Origin of the sequence: Streptomyces sp. NBC_00876, from assembly GCF_045207435.1 — a bacterium.
Taxonomy (GTDB): Bacteria; Actinomycetota; Actinomycetes; order Streptomycetales; family Streptomycetaceae; genus Streptomyces.
In genome coordinates, this window is the sequence record NZ_CP108800.1 from 2,370,235 (window position 1) to 2,384,964 (window position 14,730).

Sequence of the window (14,730 nt, forward strand, 5' to 3'; positions counted from 1 at the left end):
GTTGCATCATGCGCAACGCTCGTTGCGTACGGTGCGGTGCGCGGGGCAGGATGAGGCCATGACCTCCTCCGTGCTGGACCTTGCCCCCGTCGTGCCCGTCGTCGTCCTCGAGGACGCGGCCGACGCGGTGCCGCTCGCCCGGGCCCTGGTCGCGGGCGGGCTGCCGGCGATCGAGGTGACCCTGCGGACCGCCGCGGCCCTGGATGCGATCGAGGCGATCGCGGCCGAGGTCCCGGACGCGATCGTGGGAGCCGGCACGGTGATCTCCGTGCGGAACGTCTCCGACACCGTGGCCGCGGGTGCCCGGTTCCTGGTCAGCCCCGGCTGGACCGATGCGCTGCTGGACGCGATGAAGGCGTCGGGGCTGCCGTTCCTGCCGGGCGTCTCGACGACGTCCGAGGTGGTCGCGCTGCTGGAGCGCGGGGTCACCGAGATGAAGTTCTTCCCGGCCGAGGCGGCCGGCGGCACCGCCTATCTGAAGGCGCTCTCCGCCCCGCTCCCCCAGGCCCGGTTCTGCCCGACCGGCGGAATCTCGCTCGCCTCGGCCCCCTCCTACCTGGCCCTGCCGAACGTCGGCTGCGTGGGCGGCAGCTGGATGGTCCCCGGTGACGCGGTGGCGGCGAAGGACTGGGACCGGGTGGAACGCCTGGCCGCCGGGGCTGCGGCGCTGCGCGGCTGAGGGCGAACCGATGACGGGTGGCGGCGAACCGCCGCGCCTTCCCATGCATGCTCCCCGGCATACGGGGCACGACACCTTGTAGGTACGTGACCCGCACTCCGGGTGACCCGGGTTCCGGCAGGCAATCCCCCGGCCAGCCGGAACCGCTCCGGCCCCATCGGACTTCCCCCCGGCCGATGGGGCCGATTGCTGCCCCCATCCGTCCGGGTGGTGTCTCCAGCCGTCCGCGGCCCGTTCCCATCCGTCCGCGGCCCGTCCCCATCCGTCCGCGGCCCGTCCCCGTCCGTCCGGACGCGGCGGCTACCGCAGGTGCGATGTGTCGTTCAGCAGGCGTACGGAGGCGTTGCCGTCCGCGTAGTAGGCCACGGCCGAGACGGACGCCGCCGAGAGCTCCATCCGGAACAGCGACTCCGGCGGTGCGCCCAGCGCGAGCCGGACCAGGGTCTTGATGGGGGTGACGTGGGTGACCACGAGAACGGTGCGGCCCGCGTAGCGCGTGACGAGGCGGTCCCGGGTGGCCGCGACGCGGCGGGCGACGGCGGCGAAGCTCTCGCCGCCACCGGTGGGGGCAGCCTTCGCGGAGGCGAGCCAGGCATCCAGATCGGCGCCGTAACGCTCCCTGACCTCACCGAACGTCAGGCCCTCCCACGCGCCGAAGTCCGTCTCGCGCAGCCCGTCCTCGATCCGGACCTCCAGGCCCAGCCGGGCCGCGACCGCGCCGGCCGTCTCGCGGCAACGGCGCAGCGGCGAGCAGACGATCTCCTGGATCGTCCCCCGTACCGCAAAGGCCTCGGCGGCGCGTTCGGCCTGCCCCCGGCCGGTGGCGGAGAGCTCGGGGTCGGTGCCGCCGCTGCCGGAGAACCGCTTCTCGGGGGTGAGGGCGGTCTCACCGTGCCGGAGCAGCACGAAGGTGGCGGGCGCGCCCAGGTCCGGGGCGGCGGCCCAGCCGACCTGCGGGGTGGCCGGGGCGGAGGAGGCCGGCCGGTTCAGGGCCGCCCTGGCCCTCGCCGCACCGGCCGCCGCGTCGCCGGGCGGTCCGGAGACCGGCGGCAGGGCGGCGGCGACCGAGGACTTCGGGGTGTCGAGGGCGGCCGTCGAGGAGGACGGCTCCCACTGCTTGCCGCGCTTGCCCGCGTCCATCGCCTCGTTGGCGAGCCGGTCCGCGTGCTTGTTCTTCTCGCGCGGGATCCACTCGTAGGTGACGGCGGACGCCGGGAGGATCCTGGCCGCCTCCGCCGCGAGCGGCTTCATGTCGGGGTGCTTGATCTTCCAGCGGCCCGACATCTGTTCCACGACCAGCTTGGAGTCCATGCGGACGTGGACCCGCGGCACGCCGTCGGCCGCGGTGTCCGCCACCAGCGCCTTCGCGGCCCGGAGTCCGGCGATGAGGCCCTTGTACTCGGCGACGTTGTTCGTCGCGACGCCGATGTACTCGGCGGCCTCGGCCAGGGTCTCCCCCGTCACCGGGTCGATGACGACCGCGCCGTACCCGGCGGGCCCCGGGTTGCCCCGGGAGCCGCCGTCGGCCTCGATGACGAACTGGCGCGGCCGCGTCACTACAGACCCGAGTCCGCGGTGCGCACCAGGATGCGGTGGCAGTTCTCGCAGCGCAGCACCGTGTCGCGGGACGCGGCCTTCACGTCGTTGACCTCGGTGATGTTGAGCTCGAGGCGGCAGCCCTCGCAGCGGCGCTGGTAGAGGCGGGCGGCGCCCACCCCGCCCTGCTGGGCGCGGAGCTTGTCGTACAGCTTGAGCAGGTCGGCGGGGACGGAACCGGCGACGACCTCGCGCTCCTTGGTGACCGTGGCGGCCTCCGCGTCGAGCTCCTGGGTCGCGGCGTCCCGGCGGGCGGTGGCGTCGTCGACCTTGGCCTGCACGGCCGAGACCCGGTCGGTCAGTTCGGCGACCCGCTCCTGCGCGGACTCCCGGCGCTCCATGACCTCGAGGACGACGTCCTCCAGGTCGCCCTGGCGCTTGGCGAGCGAGACGATCTCGCGCTGCAGGCTCTCCAGGTCCTTGGGCGAGGAGACCGCGCCGGAGTCCATGCGCTGCTGGTCGCGGGTGGCGCGCTGGCGCACCTGGTCGACGTCCTGCTCCGCCTTGACCTGCTCGCGGGCGGTGTCGCTCTCCTCGGTCGTCGAGGCGACGAGGAGGTCGCGGAGCTGGGCGAGGTCGGCCGTGAGCGACTCGATCTCGGCGTGCTCGGGCAGGGACTTGCGGCGGTGCGCGAGCTGGGAGAGGCGCTGGTCGAGGGCCTGGACGTCGAGGAGTCGGATCTGGTCGGCGGGCGCGGCGTTCAGTTGGGGGCTCCAGAAGAGTGGTGGGTGGTCCAGGGGTCGGTGACCTGCTTCGAGACATGGACCCGCAGGTCCCATCCGTGGCGGTCGGAAATCGCGTCGAGCTGTGCCGCGGCCTGCTCGCACCACGGCCACTCGGTGGCCCAGTGTGCGGCATCGACGAGGCCGAGCGGTGAGTGCTGGATGGCTTCGGAAGCCGGGTGGTGGCGCAGGTCCGCGGTGAGGAAGGCGTCCACACCCGCGGCGCGCACCGCGTCGAAGAGGCTGTCGCCGGACCCGCCGCTCACCGCGACGGTACGCACGAGGGCCTCGGGGTCGCCCGCCAGGCGGATGCCCTGCGCGGTGGCGGGCAGCCGGGCTGCGGCCCGGGCGGCGAACGCGCCGAGGGTCTCGGGGTGGTCGAGCGTGCAGATGCGGCCGAGTCCGCGCCGGCCCGTGGGGTCCGTGGGGTCCGGTACGAGGGGCCGCTCGACGCGCAGGTCGAGGGCGCCGGCCAGGGCGTCGGAGACGCCGGGGTCCGCGGAGTCGGCGTTGGTGTGGGCCACGTGCAGCGCGATGTCGTGCTTGATGAGGGTGTGCACGACCCGGCCCTTGAAGGTGCCGGCCGCGACCGTCGTCGTACCCCGCAGATAGAGCGGGTGGTGGGTGATGATCAGCTGGGCGCCGATCCTCAGCGCCTCGTCCGCGATCTCCTGGACGGGGTCGACGGCGAGGAGCACCCGGTCGACCTCGGCGTCCGGATCACCGCAGACGGTGCCGACCGCGTCCCATCCTTCGGCCCGCTCGGGCGGCCACAGGGCGTCGAGCTCGGAGATGACTTCAGACAGACGGGGCACGGAGCAAAGGCTACCTGGCCTCCGTGCCCCCTGGACCATGGCCGGTCGGCCCCATGGGAACGGGCCGCCGGCCGGTCATGAATCGTTACGTCACGGCGCCGCGCCGGGGCGGCGGGCGTCGCATGGGGCGTGGGGCGCGGCCCGGCTACTTGACCAGGTCCGCGCGCAGGTCGTCCAGGACCAGGTTCGCGGCCGTGACGCCGAGGCCGAGGTACCAGGTCTCGTCGGAGACGTTCTTGGCCCGGCCCTCCTTGACGGCCTTCAGGTTCTTCCACAGCGGGTTGGCCTGGGTGGTGTCGCGCTTGGTGGCCTTCACGTCTCCGTACACACCGGTGAAGATCCAGTCGGCGTCCGCCTCGTCGATCTTCTCCGGGCTGATCTCCGCGGCGAGGTCGTTGATCTGCTGGTTCTCGGGCCGCGGCAGACCGGCGTCGTCGAGGATGGTGCCGATGAAGGAGGCCTTGGCGTAGAGGCGGATCTTGTCCGGCAGGTAGCGGACCATGGAGATGGTCGGCTTCTTCGGGCCGATGTCCTCGCCGAGCTGCTTCGCGTTCGTCTCGTAGGCGCCGAGCGCCGACTTCGCCTTGGCCGTCCTGTCGAGCGCCGCGGCGTTGAGGAGGTAGTTCTCCTTCCAGGTGAAGCCCGGACGGATGGAGAACACGGTCGGCGCGATCTTGGAGAGCTCGTCGTACTTGTCGGCTGCGCGCAGCTGGCTGCCGAGGATCAGGTCGGGCTTCAGTCCGGCGATCGCCTCGAGGTTGAGGTTGTTGATCGTGCCGACGTTCTTGGGGTTGCCCGCGTCCTTCTTCAGGTACGAGGGGATGGCCGCGTCGCCCTCGGAGGGGGCGTAGCCCACCGGCTTCACGCCCAGCGACACCACGTTGTCGAACTCGCCGACGTCCAGCACGACGACCCGCTTGGGGGCCGCCTTGAGCTCGGTCCTGCCCATGGCGTGCGTGACGGTACGGGGGAACGTGCCCGCCGGGGCGTCGGTGCCGTACTCCGCGGTCTTCTTCGCCGCGTCGCCGAAGTCCTTGCCGCCCGTGGCGACCGCGGCCTTCTTGTCGCCGCCGGCGTCGGACTTGCCCGAGGCGCCGGATCCCGCGTCGTCGCTCCCGCAGGCCGAGAGGGACAGGGCGGCCACTACGGCCAGGCCGACTGCGGCGGTGCCGCGGCGTCGAAGGGACATCACTTGCTCCAGTCGAGGATCACACAGGTGTTGCTTAGGGATGCCTAACCTTATGCACCCCCCATCTCGGCAAGCACAACCACCCCCACCTCCACAGTCGAATTGGGGCATCACCACCCTTATGTGTGAAGTGGTGAGTCTCATGTTGTTCGGCAGGAAGTGCGAAAACTAGCTTCGGTTGCCGGAGGTGATGACTCGATGACTGCCTGTGCCATCGAGGACGGGACCGCTGAGGCGGCCCGAACCGGCGAGACGGTGGAACCGGAGTCCGGCGAACCGGTCGTGGCCGAGGACGAACCGGACCCGGCCAGGAGCTCGGCGGACCCGGCGCAGACGCCCGGTTCGGCGGACCCGGTACAGCCGGAGCCGCAGCGACCGGAAGAAGCGGAGCTGTCCGAGCCGCTGGAGCCGGTCCTTACCGAAACGGTCCTGCCTTCGTTCACGCTCACTGCCGACGGCGCCTACGGCGCACGGCTCACGACCGCCCGTGACGCGGAGGCCGGCACCGCCTGGTTCGCGGAGCGCTGGACGCTGGACGGGCACGAGCCGTACGCCGTTCCGCTCCCCCTCGACCAGCCGGAGGAGGCCCACTCACAGGTGCTGCCGCTCGCCGACGGGCGGGTGCTGATCCGGCGCCGGGTCGCGGACCGGCACGCCTTCTCGCTGCTCTACCCGACCGGCCCCGGCACCGGTGAACTGCCGCTGGGGGCAGTCGAACGCGCCGAGCTGACCCTGCTGCCGCCGTCGCCGGACGGCGTCAGCGCGTACGCCCTGTCGGCCGGTACGTACTCCACCGGGCTCTGGCTGGTGGCCGGCGGCGCGTTCGGGCCCGAACACATCGCGGATCTGCCGGGACGCTGCTCCGGCGGGGTCTGGCTGGACCGTGCGGGCAGACTGCTGGCCCTCGACCGGGAGCCCGCCGGCGGCGGTCCGGTGAAGGCGGTCGCGGTGGACCTGGAGCGGGGCGGCGAGATGACACCGCTGCTGCAGATCGCACCGGAGAGCGACGACCGGCTGCTGCTCGCCGATCCGGACAGCGGCCTGCTGCTGGTCCGCTCGGACGCGCCGGGGCACGACCGGCTCGGCTGGGGGGTGCTGGGCAGCTGTCTGCCGGTGCGCTTCCCGGAGTGCCTGCGGCTGCCGGACTGCGCGGTGGAGCCGTTCGCCGTACAGCCGGGCCAGATGCTGATGCCGGAGAGCTGTGCGGTGGCCCTGCGGATCGACGGGGCGGCGGGCAGCTGGGTGGGGGTGTGGCGTCCGGCGGGCCGCCGGCTGCATCAACTCGCCGCGCCCGAGGGCTGGCTGGCCGGCAGCGGGGTCTGGTCGCGCGACGGCGTACTCGGACTCCCGTACGCGAACCGGGACACGGACTGCGCGGTGGCGCTCCTGGAAGCGCCGGACGACGTGGAGCCGGGGGTGGAACCGAACGCGGACGGCCGTACTCGAAGCGGTATGCAACCGTCCGCGGCCGTGACCCCTCCTCCTGTGTGCAGGCCCGTTCCACTGGGGCAGGCGCCGCTCGTGGGGCGCACCGCTCCTGACTAGAGTTGAGCCGGGGACTACGCAACCGCACACCGCGGTCGCCGACGGTGACCGTTCTCGGGTGGTGGCGTGATGGCCCCGGAGACACACACGTAAGCGATCACAACGGGGTGACTTCCCACATGTCTGAAGCCCGAACCGACACGACCCAGACGCGCCCGCCGGGGGCGGACGCGCAACGGGCCGAAGCCGGTGGCTCAGGAAAGCATCGAGGGGGTGTGGCAGCGGACGATTCGGCAGCACAGCCGATCGGCCGTCATCGCCGCCCCTCCGAAGGAGCCGGCAGGGCGGGCTGACCGCCCGGAGTACCGAAACGAGGGAGAGGAGGGCCCCCGCGGCCGGCGGCTGCGGGGGCCCTCCTGCGTCCTCATCGGCCCGGCCGGTCAGCCCCGCTTCAGGCCGAGCACCTCCGCCGCCGCGAACGTCTCGTTCGGCGGACGGTCCGCGTAGTACGGGGAGATCAGCTCATCCAGCTCGTCGAAGGAGAACGTCTCCTTCGACGAGTCGAACTTCGCCGCCACCCTGGGGCGTTCGACGATCGCGACCATCCCGCCGTGCACCACGAGCAGCTGCCCGTTGACCTTGGCGGCCGCCGGGGCGGCCAGATAGCCGACGAGCGGCGAGACGTGCTCGGGTGCGAGCGCGTCGAGCTTCCCGTCCTGCGGCTCCTGGAATCCGGCGAAGACGTCCTCGGTCATCCGGGTCCTGGCGCGCGGGCAGATCGCGTTGGCGGTGACGCCGTACTTGGCCAGGGCCAGCGCGGTGGAGGTGGTCAGCCCGACGATGCCGCCCTTGGCCGCCGCGTAGTTGGGCTGTCCCGCCGAACCGGCCAGGAACGCCTCCGATGAGGTGTTGATGATCCGGCCGTAGACCGGACCGCCGGACTCCTTGGACCTCGACCGCCAGTGCGCGGCGGCGAAGTGCGTCGTGTTGAAGTGGCCCTTGAGGTGCACCCGCATGACCGAGTCCCACTCGTCCTCGGTCATCGAGAAGATCATCCGGTCGCGCAGGATGCCCGCGTTGTTGACCAGGATGTCGAGCTTGCCGTAGGTGCTGACGGCGAGCTCCACCAGGGCGCGGGCCTGCTCGTGGTCGGACACGTCGCCGAGGTGGGCGACCGCCCGGCCGCCGGCCGCCCGGATCTCCTCGGCGACCTCCTCCGCGGGGGCGGCCGACGCCTCGCCCGAGCCGTCGCGGCCCGGCTGCCCGTAGTCGTTGATGACGACGGCCGCGCCGAGGCGCGCCAGCTCCAGCGCTTCGGCGCGCCCGAGGCCGCGGCCGGCGCCGGTGACGATCGCGGACAGTCCGTCCAGGGGAAGTGACATCGGATCTCGGGTTCCTCTCGGAAGGGGGTGGGGCGGTGGTTCAGAGTTCGATGCAGGTACGCAGCGACTCGCCGGTCCGCATCTGGTCGAGGGCGTCGTTGATGCCGTCGAGCCGCACCCGGTGGGTGATCATCGATTCGAGGTCGATGCGGCCGGCCCGCCACAGGGCGATGGCCCGCTCGTACGACCGGAGCACGTCCCCTCCCCCGTACATGGAGGGCAGGATCCGCTTCTCGTCGAAGAACAGCTCGAACATGTTGACCTGGAAGTTGTCGTCCATGGCGCCCGCGCCGACGATGCAGAGGGTGCCGCCGCGCCGGGTGAACTCGTACGCGGTGCGGGCCGTGGCGGACTTGCCGACGACCTCGAAGACGTAGTCGAAGCCCTCGCCCGCGGTGACCCGCTGCTTGGCGTCGGCGAACTCGTCGGGCGAGAGTGCCTCGGTCGCGCCGAACCGCAGCGCCGCCTCGCGCCGGGAGGCCACCGGGTCCACGGCGATGATCTGGGCGGCGCCCTGCACCCGGGCGCCCTGGATGGTGGAGATGCCGACGCCGCCGCAGCCGATCACGGCGACCGACGAACCGGCCTCCACCTTCGCGGTGTTGATGGCGGCGCCGAGGCCGGTGGTGACCCCGCAGCCGATCAGCGCGGCGATCTCGAACGGCACGTCGTCGGGGATCGGCACCGCGCAGCCCGCGCCGACGACGACCTCCTCGGTGAAGGTGCCGGTGCCGGCGAAGCCGAAGACATCGCCGCCGGGGCGCTTGAAGTTGGGGGTGCCGGCGTTCATGAAGCCGGCGAGGCAGAGCTGGGTCTGGCCGCGCCTGCAGGACGGACACTCCCCGCACGCGGGCAGCCAGCAGACCAGTACCCGGTCCCCCGCGCTCAGCCCGGTCACCCCGTCGCCGACGTCCAGGACCTCGCCGGCGCCCTCGTGGCCGGGGATGAAGGGGGCGGGCTGCGGCAGCACCCCGTTCATCGCGGAGACATCGGAGTGGCACAGCCCGGTGGCCCTGATGCGGAGTTTCACCTTGCCGGGGCCGAAGCCCACCGCCTCGACGTCGTCGAGTACTTCGAGTTTGTCCTGGCCTATCTCGTGCAGTACGGCTGCGCGCATGGTGCGGCTCCCCTCACGGGCCTGTGGTGCTCTTGGAGTCGGTTCGGATTCGGTTCAGGAGTGTTCGACGAAGGTGTCGCCGAGGACCATGGCGTTGTCCCGTTCCACGGCCCTGACCTCGACCCGTACCTGGTTCGCCTCGGTCCACATCTCGATGCGCAGGGTCTCGCCGGGGAAGACGACTCCGGCGAACCGGGTGCGGTAGGAGCGGATACGGGTCACATCGCCGTCGAGCACCGTGTCGGTGACGGCCTTGAGCGTCATGCCGTAGGTGCACAGGCCGTGCAGGATCGGCCGGTCGAAGCCGGCCAGTGCGGCGAAGCCGGGGTCGGCGTGGAGCGGGTTCCAGTCCCCGGAGAGGCGGTAGAGCAGCGCCTGGTCGGGGCGGATCGGCCGCTCCACGATGTGGTCGGGAGCGACGGCGGGGTACGCCGTCCGCCCGGACGGACCGCGTTCGCCGCCGAAGCCGCCCTCGCCGCGCACGAAGATCTCGGAGTCGCTGGTCCACAACGGGCCGTCCTCGTCGGCGGCCTCGGTGCGCAGTACCAGCACGGCGGCCTTGACCTTGTCGTACACCGCGGCGACCTTCGAGGTCTGTACGACGCTGCCCTCGGTGGGGAGGGGCCGGTGCACGCGTACGCTCTGCCCGCCGTGCAGGACGGCGGCGAGGTCGACGTCGATGCCGGGCGAGGAGAGGCCGGCCATGCCCAGGCCCGCGCCGGCGACCGTGGCGAAGGAGGGCAGCACCTGGAGACCGGACTCCAGGGTGTAGCGCAGCTCCCCGGGGTCCACGGCCGGGTCGGCCAGGTCGGGACGGGCGCCTGCGCCGATCCCGAGGTGATAGAGCTGAACGTCCTTGTGGTCCCAGCTGATCTTGCTGGTCCTGGGTTCGGCAGCGAGAGCTTTTTCGGCATCAATGGGCATGGGGGAAGCTGCTCCTCGACGGTGAAAGACCTCGGTGCGGCCGTCCGCACCGTCGGCCGCACCGAGGTCGTGCGGGGACCGGAGACCACGCCCGTTCTAGAACGCGTTCTAGCCGGTTGGCCCTATGTATAACGCAGCGCCCAGCAGTTGTGAAGACTGCTGACGTCTCGTCAGATTCCTTGTCCGGCAGCCTTTTCCCTCTGCCGGGCCGGCGCCATGACATTTGTCATCACGGAGTCCGTACATGCGGATCTGCCCGGCACGGTGCCCGGGTCCGTAGCGTCGTACCCATGAAGCAGACAACGGGGAACGGGGCCGCGGTGGTCTTCACCGGGGCGGTGAAGACCTTCGGCCGGGCCGGGCGGAGCGTGCGGGCCGTGGACGGGATGACACTGAGCGTCGGACGGGGCGAGACCGTCGCCCTGCTCGGCCGCAACGGGGCGGGCAAGTCCACCGCCATCAGCCTGCTGCTCGGGCTGAACGAGCCGGACTCCGGCAGTGTGCGGGTGCTGGACCGCTCCCCCGGCCAGGCGGTACGGGCCGGCCTGGTCGGGGCCATGCTCCAGGACGGCCGCCCCATCCCGCGGGTCACCGTCCGCGAGCTGATCACCTTCGTCGCCTCCACCTATCCGCGGCCGCTGCCGGTCGCCGAGGCGCTGGATCTGGCGGGGGTCACGGAGTACGCGAACCGGCGGATCGACAAGCTCTCCGGCGGGCAGATACAGCGCGTCCGGTTCGCCGTCGCCCTGGCCGGCAATCCGGAACTGATCGTGCTGGACGAGCCGACCGCCGCCCTGGACGTGGAGGGGCGGCGCGCCTTCTGGGACTCCATGCGCTCCTACGCCCGGCGCGGCAACACGGTGATCTTCTCCACCCACTACCTGGAGGAGGCCGACGAGAACGCCGACCGGATCGTCGTCGTCGACCGGGGCCGGATCGTCGCGGACGGCAGCGGGGAGACCATCAAGAGCGCGGCCGGCCACAGCCTGGTCTCCTTCGACCTGGCGGGCCGGTCCACCGAGGGCCTGGAGCTGCTGCCCGGCGTCGTCACCGTGGAGGTGACCGGGGACCGGGCGCTGCTGCACACGGACGACTCGGACGCCACCGTCAGGGAGCTGGCCCGCCTGGACCTGATCCGGGGCCTCCAGGTCTCCCTGGCCACGCTGGAGGCCGCGTTCCTCTCCCTCACCTCGACCGCCCCGACGGCGGCCGTCGTTCCGCAGACCCAGAAGGAGACCGTCTGATGTTCCGCTACATCGTGCTCGAAATCCGCCGGACCCTGCGCGACGGTGCCTTCCTGATCTTCGGTACCGGGATGCCGGTGATGATGTATCTGATCTTCACCAACATCGGGGGCGGCGACGGTGTCGACGGCTGGAAGACCGCGTCGATGGTCGGCATGGCCGCGTACGGGGCACTGGGCTCCGCGATGTCGATCGGTACGGGGGTGGCCTCCGACAAGTCACTGGGCTGGCTGCAGCAGTTGCGCATCACCCCGCTCTCCCCGTCGCAGGCTGTCGTGGGGCGTGCGATCAGCGGGTCGGTGACGGTACTTCCGGCGATCCTGACGGTGCTGCTGGCCGGCGGACTGGTCAACGGGGTACGGCTGGCGGCCTGGCAGTGGGCCGCCCTGGTCCTGCTGCTGTGGATCGGCGCACTGCCCTTCACCCTGCTCGGGCTCGGCAACGGCTACCGCCTCACCCCGCAGGGCACCGGCGTGGTCAACGTCGCCTGCCTGATGGGCTTCGGCGTCGTCGGCGGGCTGTGGTTCCCGATGGAGCTGCTGCCGGGGTGGCTGCGTTCCATCGGCGCGTTCACCCCCGCCAACCGCTTCGCCGACCTGGGCTGGGCGACCACCGACGGCCACGCACCGGGCGGCGCGACCGTCGGCGTACTCGCCGCGTGGCTCCTGCTGTTCGGCACGTACGCCGTGATCTCGTACCGTCGGTCCGCCAGGACCGTGTGACGGGAGTGAACATGACCAGAGACGGATCACCGGGGTGGAAGGAGCGGCGGCGGCTACGCAAGGAGCACCGCCGCCCGGGACCGCCGGGACCGGTCGCCCTGCTGCCCTGGCTGCTGATGGGCCTGGGGGCCTTCTCCAACCTCTTCCAGGACAAGACCACCAACCCGTGGATCGGCGGCCTCGGCCTGCTGGCGTTCAACTCCCTCTACATCTCGGTGGTGTTCCGCGGCTTCGACCGCAGGAAGCGCGAGAGCCCGGTGTCGTACGTCCTGCTGGGCGCGCTGGCCGCGGTCACCTTCGCGCTGGCGATCGGGTACGGCGGCAGCTGGCTGCTGTTCTTCCCGCTGCTCTCGCTGGCCTGCGGAACCATCCTGCGCGGCCGCCGTCTGGGAATCTGCCTGTTCGCGCTGGCCGTCACCGCGAGCGCCGTCGCGGCCTGGCGGGGGGACGGCGATTCGACGCCGTGGACGCTGGGGTACGGAACGTTCATCTCCGGTGGGGTGACGGCCGCGATCCTCACCCTGTCGGAGACCGTGATGGAACTGCGCGCCACCCGGCAGGAACTGGCCCGCACCGCGGTCGAGAAGGAACGGCTGCGCTTCTCCCGCGATCTGCACGACCTGCTCGGCCACACGTTGTCGGTGATCGTCGTCAAGTCGGAGGCCGCCCGCAGGCTCGCGCCGGGCGACATGGGCGCGGCGCTCCTCCAGGTCGCCGACATCGAGTCCGTCGGCCGGCAGGCGCTCACCGAGATCCGTGAGGCCGTCACCGGCTACCGCGAGGGGAGCCTGGCCACCGAGCTGGACCGGGCCAGGTCGGCCCTGACCGCCGCCCGGATCGAACCGTCCGTCCGGCGCTCGGGGCCGCCGCTCGCGCCGCAGACCGAGGCGCTGCTGGGCTGGGTGGTGCGGGAGGCCGTCACCAACGTCCTGCGCCATTCCACCGCGACGGCCTGCGCGTTCGTGGTCGACGGCACGCCCGAACGGGTGCGGCTGACGGTCACCGACGACGGCCGGGGCGATGCCCCCGCCGCGGCGCCCACCCCGGGCATCGGCGGCACCGGACTGAAGGGCCTCACCGAGCGCCTCGCGACGGCCGGCGGCTCCCTGACGGCGGGCCCGAAACCGGGCGGCGGCTTCATGGTCACCGCCGAACTCCCGGTGGACGCGCCGGAGGCGCCGGACACTTCGCAGAGCGGGGCCAGTGCCGGATCACCGGGCTGAAACCGCCAAGTCGGATGACCCACTCGAATGAGTGGTGAATCTTTGGTGCCGATGTCCGGGACGGGTATCGCTGCCATCCTGAGTTCACGAGCCACTTCCCGTGGACCGGGTCACGGCGGGTATTCAATTCACCTACCATGCAAGGAAGGTCGAGGTCTTCACATGTCGGCAGATTCCATTATCCACAGCAAGGCCCGGCACTACTACGACGTGTTTCATCGTGAGCGCGACGGATGGGTCAGCGAAGCCGATGTGTACGCCTGGGCGGGCCGCACCACCCAGGAATTCAGGCTCGCGCCGGGAACCGCCCCCGCCGACGCGTTGCAGAACTCCCTCCTGGAGTACTGGAAGAGATTGTTCGTCCCCATGGACACGGACGGGGACGGCGTCGTTTCACGCGAAGAGTTCCTGGCCGGGTTTGTCAGCCTGGAGAACAAGGCGGACGATTACGCGCGAATCGTCACGCCCTCTGCCAAGGTATTCGTGGCCACCGCCGACGTCGACGGGGACGGCGAACTCGACAAGTCCGAGTTCAAACGCCTGTTTCAGTCCTCTTTCGCGCTGAGCGACGAAGACATCGACGTGTCGTTCATCGACCTCGACACCGACGGTTCCGGCTCCATCTCGACCGACGAGCTGCGAGCGGCCATTCGCGTGTTCCACAGCAGCACCGATCCGAATGACCGAGGCCACCGCCTCCTGGGAGCCCTGCGTCCCTGAGTCGGCGGCACCGCAGCGCCCCCTCGTTCGCCGGCCCGGCGCCAAGCCGCGCTCAGGAAGAACGCCAGGAGAACAACCGTGACCCTCCATCCACAGATATCCAAGGCCCCACTGGTGACGGCGCATGCCCAGCGCATCGTGGCCGAGACCGGCGTCCTGAACAATCCGTACTTCCGGGCGCTGACGGACGGAAGCATGTCGCTGGAGCGCTTCCGCGAGAGCCAGGAGCAACTCGGTTTCGCCGTGACCTACTTTGCCCGCCCGATGGCTGTACTGGTGTCCCGGATCGAGCACCCTGCGGACCGCATCGGAATCCTGGGCAATGTCGTCGAGGAACACGGTGAGTTCCGTCCTCGGGAATTCCATCACGAGACGTTTCGCCGCTTCCTGGCCAGCATCGGCAGCGACACCGCACGGCTGAACGATCTGAAGATGATTCCGGCCGTCCACGCGTACAACAGCGTGCTCAGCGCAGTGTGCACATGGGAGGACCCACAGGTCGGAATCGGCTGCATGGGCGCGATCGAATACGCCTTCGCCTCGGTGTCGGCCATCACGGGCAACGCGGCGGTGAACCGCGGTTGGGTCGCTCAGGACGACCTGATGCACTACGGCCTCCACTCCGAGATCGACGAGCAACATGCGGAGGACTTCTTCGTGCTGCTGGAACCCCACCACGGGGACCCGGCCGCACGGCGCCGAATCGACCAGGGCCTCGGTCTGGGCGCGTACGCGCTGAACCGCCTCTACAGCGATCTGTCCGAACCGGATCGTTCCCGTTCACGGAACGACTGATCGCGGCCGGACGAGCAGGCAAGAGCCGGGCAGCTGTCGCGCAGGCGGCTGCCCCGCATCAGAGGTATGTGGTCCCGGCCCGCGGGACGCAGGTCCCCGTAGCCTGTTCCCCGTGAA

Annotated in this window: 14 protein-coding genes; 7 read left to right on the top strand and 7 right to left on the bottom strand. The window is 71.1% G+C overall.

The window, feature by feature from the left end; genetic code table 11:
• The first annotated feature begins 58 nt into the window (after nucleotides 1–58).
• The gene (gene eda, locus OG782_RS10395) at nucleotides 59–679 is read left to right on the top strand and encodes a bifunctional 4-hydroxy-2-oxoglutarate aldolase/2-dehydro-3-deoxy-phosphogluconate aldolase (protein ID WP_406449566.1); all 621 of its coding nucleotides are present in this window, start codon (nucleotides 59–61) and stop codon (nucleotides 677–679) included.
• Between the two features lie 300 nt (nucleotides 680–979).
• On the opposite strand, the gene OG782_RS10400 is transcribed toward eda, so the two are convergent.
• The 4 genes from OG782_RS10400 to OG782_RS10415 all read right to left on the bottom strand — a co-directional run bounded on the left by OG782_RS10400 (nucleotide 980) and on the right by OG782_RS10415 (nucleotide 5,001).
• On the bottom strand, nucleotides 980–2,236 hold the full coding sequence (locus tag OG782_RS10400; RefSeq protein WP_406449568.1) for a bifunctional RNase H/acid phosphatase: 1,257 nt from the start codon (nucleotides 2,234–2,236) through the stop codon (nucleotides 980–982).
• On the bottom strand, nucleotides 2,236–2,979 hold the full coding sequence (locus OG782_RS10405) for a zinc ribbon domain-containing protein (RefSeq protein ID WP_406458975.1): 744 nt from the start codon (nucleotides 2,977–2,979) through the stop codon (nucleotides 2,236–2,238). Before OG782_RS10405 ends, OG782_RS10400 begins: the two co-directional genes overlap by 1 nt.
• Nucleotides 2,976–3,812, bottom strand: coding sequence for a Nif3-like dinuclear metal center hexameric protein (locus tag OG782_RS10410; protein ID WP_406449570.1), 837 nt, complete (start codon nucleotides 3,810–3,812; stop codon nucleotides 2,976–2,978). Before OG782_RS10410 ends, OG782_RS10405 begins: the two co-directional genes overlap by 4 nt.
• A 145-nt stretch (nucleotides 3,813–3,957) precedes the next feature.
• Nucleotides 3,958–5,001 (bottom strand): ABC transporter substrate-binding protein, encoded by a 1,044-nt coding sequence (locus tag OG782_RS10415; RefSeq protein WP_406449572.1) that lies wholly within the window; start codon nucleotides 4,999–5,001, stop codon nucleotides 3,958–3,960.
• A 198-nt stretch (nucleotides 5,002–5,199) separates the two neighbouring features.
• Between OG782_RS10415 and OG782_RS10420 the strand changes: the two genes are divergently transcribed.
• The gene (locus OG782_RS10420; protein ID WP_406449574.1) at nucleotides 5,200–6,546 is read left to right on the top strand and encodes a hypothetical protein; all 1,347 of its coding nucleotides are present in this window, start codon (nucleotides 5,200–5,202) and stop codon (nucleotides 6,544–6,546) included.
• A 380-nt stretch (nucleotides 6,547–6,926) separates the two neighbouring features.
• Here the strand turns inward: OG782_RS10420 and OG782_RS10425 are convergent, their stop codons facing one another.
• The 3 genes from OG782_RS10425 to OG782_RS10435 are packed head-to-tail and all read right to left on the bottom strand — an operon-like array spanning nucleotide 6,927 to nucleotide 9,909.
• Nucleotides 6,927–7,868 (bottom strand): 3-oxoacyl-ACP reductase, encoded by a 942-nt coding sequence (locus OG782_RS10425; protein WP_406449576.1) that lies wholly within the window; start codon nucleotides 7,866–7,868, stop codon nucleotides 6,927–6,929.
• Nucleotides 7,869–7,908: 40 nt separating this feature from the next.
• Nucleotides 7,909–8,985, bottom strand: a complete 1,077-nt coding sequence (locus OG782_RS10430; protein ID WP_406449578.1) for a Zn-dependent alcohol dehydrogenase — start codon at nucleotides 8,983–8,985, stop codon at nucleotides 7,909–7,911.
• A gap of 54 nt (nucleotides 8,986–9,039) precedes the next feature.
• Nucleotides 9,040–9,909, bottom strand: coding sequence for a MaoC/PaaZ C-terminal domain-containing protein (locus tag OG782_RS10435; protein ID WP_406449580.1), 870 nt, complete (start codon nucleotides 9,907–9,909; stop codon nucleotides 9,040–9,042).
• Between the two features lie 290 nt (nucleotides 9,910–10,199).
• On the opposite strand from OG782_RS10435, the gene OG782_RS10440 reads away from it, so the two are divergent.
• The 5 genes from OG782_RS10440 to OG782_RS10460 all read left to right on the top strand — a co-directional run bounded on the left by OG782_RS10440 (nucleotide 10,200) and on the right by OG782_RS10460 (nucleotide 14,613).
• Nucleotides 10,200–11,153, top strand: a complete 954-nt coding sequence (locus tag OG782_RS10440; protein WP_406449582.1) for an ABC transporter ATP-binding protein — start codon at nucleotides 10,200–10,202, stop codon at nucleotides 11,151–11,153.
• Nucleotides 11,153–11,875, top strand: a complete 723-nt coding sequence (locus tag OG782_RS10445) for an ABC transporter permease (RefSeq protein WP_406449584.1) — start codon at nucleotides 11,153–11,155, stop codon at nucleotides 11,873–11,875. Before OG782_RS10440 ends, OG782_RS10445 begins: the two co-directional genes overlap by 1 nt.
• Before the next feature lie 11 nt (nucleotides 11,876–11,886).
• Entirely contained in the window at nucleotides 11,887–13,098 is a 1,212-nt protein-coding gene (locus OG782_RS10450) for a sensor histidine kinase (RefSeq protein ID WP_406449586.1), read from the top strand.
• 162 nt (nucleotides 13,099–13,260) lie between these two features.
• Nucleotides 13,261–13,818, top strand: coding sequence for an EF-hand domain-containing protein (locus OG782_RS10455; RefSeq protein ID WP_406449588.1), 558 nt, complete (start codon nucleotides 13,261–13,263; stop codon nucleotides 13,816–13,818).
• A gap of 78 nt (nucleotides 13,819–13,896) precedes the next feature.
• Nucleotides 13,897–14,613 carry a TenA family transcriptional regulator gene (locus OG782_RS10460; protein ID WP_406449590.1) on the top strand — a complete coding sequence of 239 codons (717 nt, stop codon included), beginning with the start codon at nucleotides 13,897–13,899 and terminating at the stop codon, nucleotides 14,611–14,613.
• The last annotated feature ends 117 nt before the right edge of the window (nucleotides 14,614–14,730 follow it).

What these genes read in the sequence shown, in the direction of transcription:
- eda (WP_406449566.1), top strand. Translation starts at nt 59, where the DNA reads ATGACCTCCTCCGTGCTGGACCTTGCCCCCGTCGTGCCCGTCGTCGTC.
- OG782_RS10415 (WP_406449572.1), bottom strand. Translation starts at nt 5,001, where the DNA reads ATGTCCCTTCGACGCCGCGGCACCGCCGCAGTCGGCCTGGCCGTAGTG.
- OG782_RS10420 (WP_406449574.1), top strand. Translation starts at nt 5,200, where the DNA reads ATGACTGCCTGTGCCATCGAGGACGGGACCGCTGAGGCGGCCCGAACC.
- OG782_RS10425 (WP_406449576.1), bottom strand. Translation starts at nt 7,868, where the DNA reads ATGTCACTTCCCCTGGACGGACTGTCCGCGATCGTCACCGGCGCCGGC.
- OG782_RS10430 (WP_406449578.1), bottom strand. Translation starts at nt 8,985, where the DNA reads ATGCGCGCAGCCGTACTGCACGAGATAGGCCAGGACAAACTCGAAGTA.
- OG782_RS10435 (WP_406449580.1), bottom strand. Translation starts at nt 9,909, where the DNA reads ATGCCCATTGATGCCGAAAAAGCTCTCGCTGCCGAACCCAGGACCAGC.
- OG782_RS10440 (WP_406449582.1), top strand. Translation starts at nt 10,200, where the DNA reads ATGAAGCAGACAACGGGGAACGGGGCCGCGGTGGTCTTCACCGGGGCG.
- OG782_RS10445 (WP_406449584.1), top strand. Translation starts at nt 11,153, where the DNA reads ATGTTCCGCTACATCGTGCTCGAAATCCGCCGGACCCTGCGCGACGGT.
- OG782_RS10450 (WP_406449586.1), top strand. Translation starts at nt 11,887, where the DNA reads ATGACCAGAGACGGATCACCGGGGTGGAAGGAGCGGCGGCGGCTACGC.
- OG782_RS10455 (WP_406449588.1), top strand. Translation starts at nt 13,261, where the DNA reads ATGTCGGCAGATTCCATTATCCACAGCAAGGCCCGGCACTACTACGAC.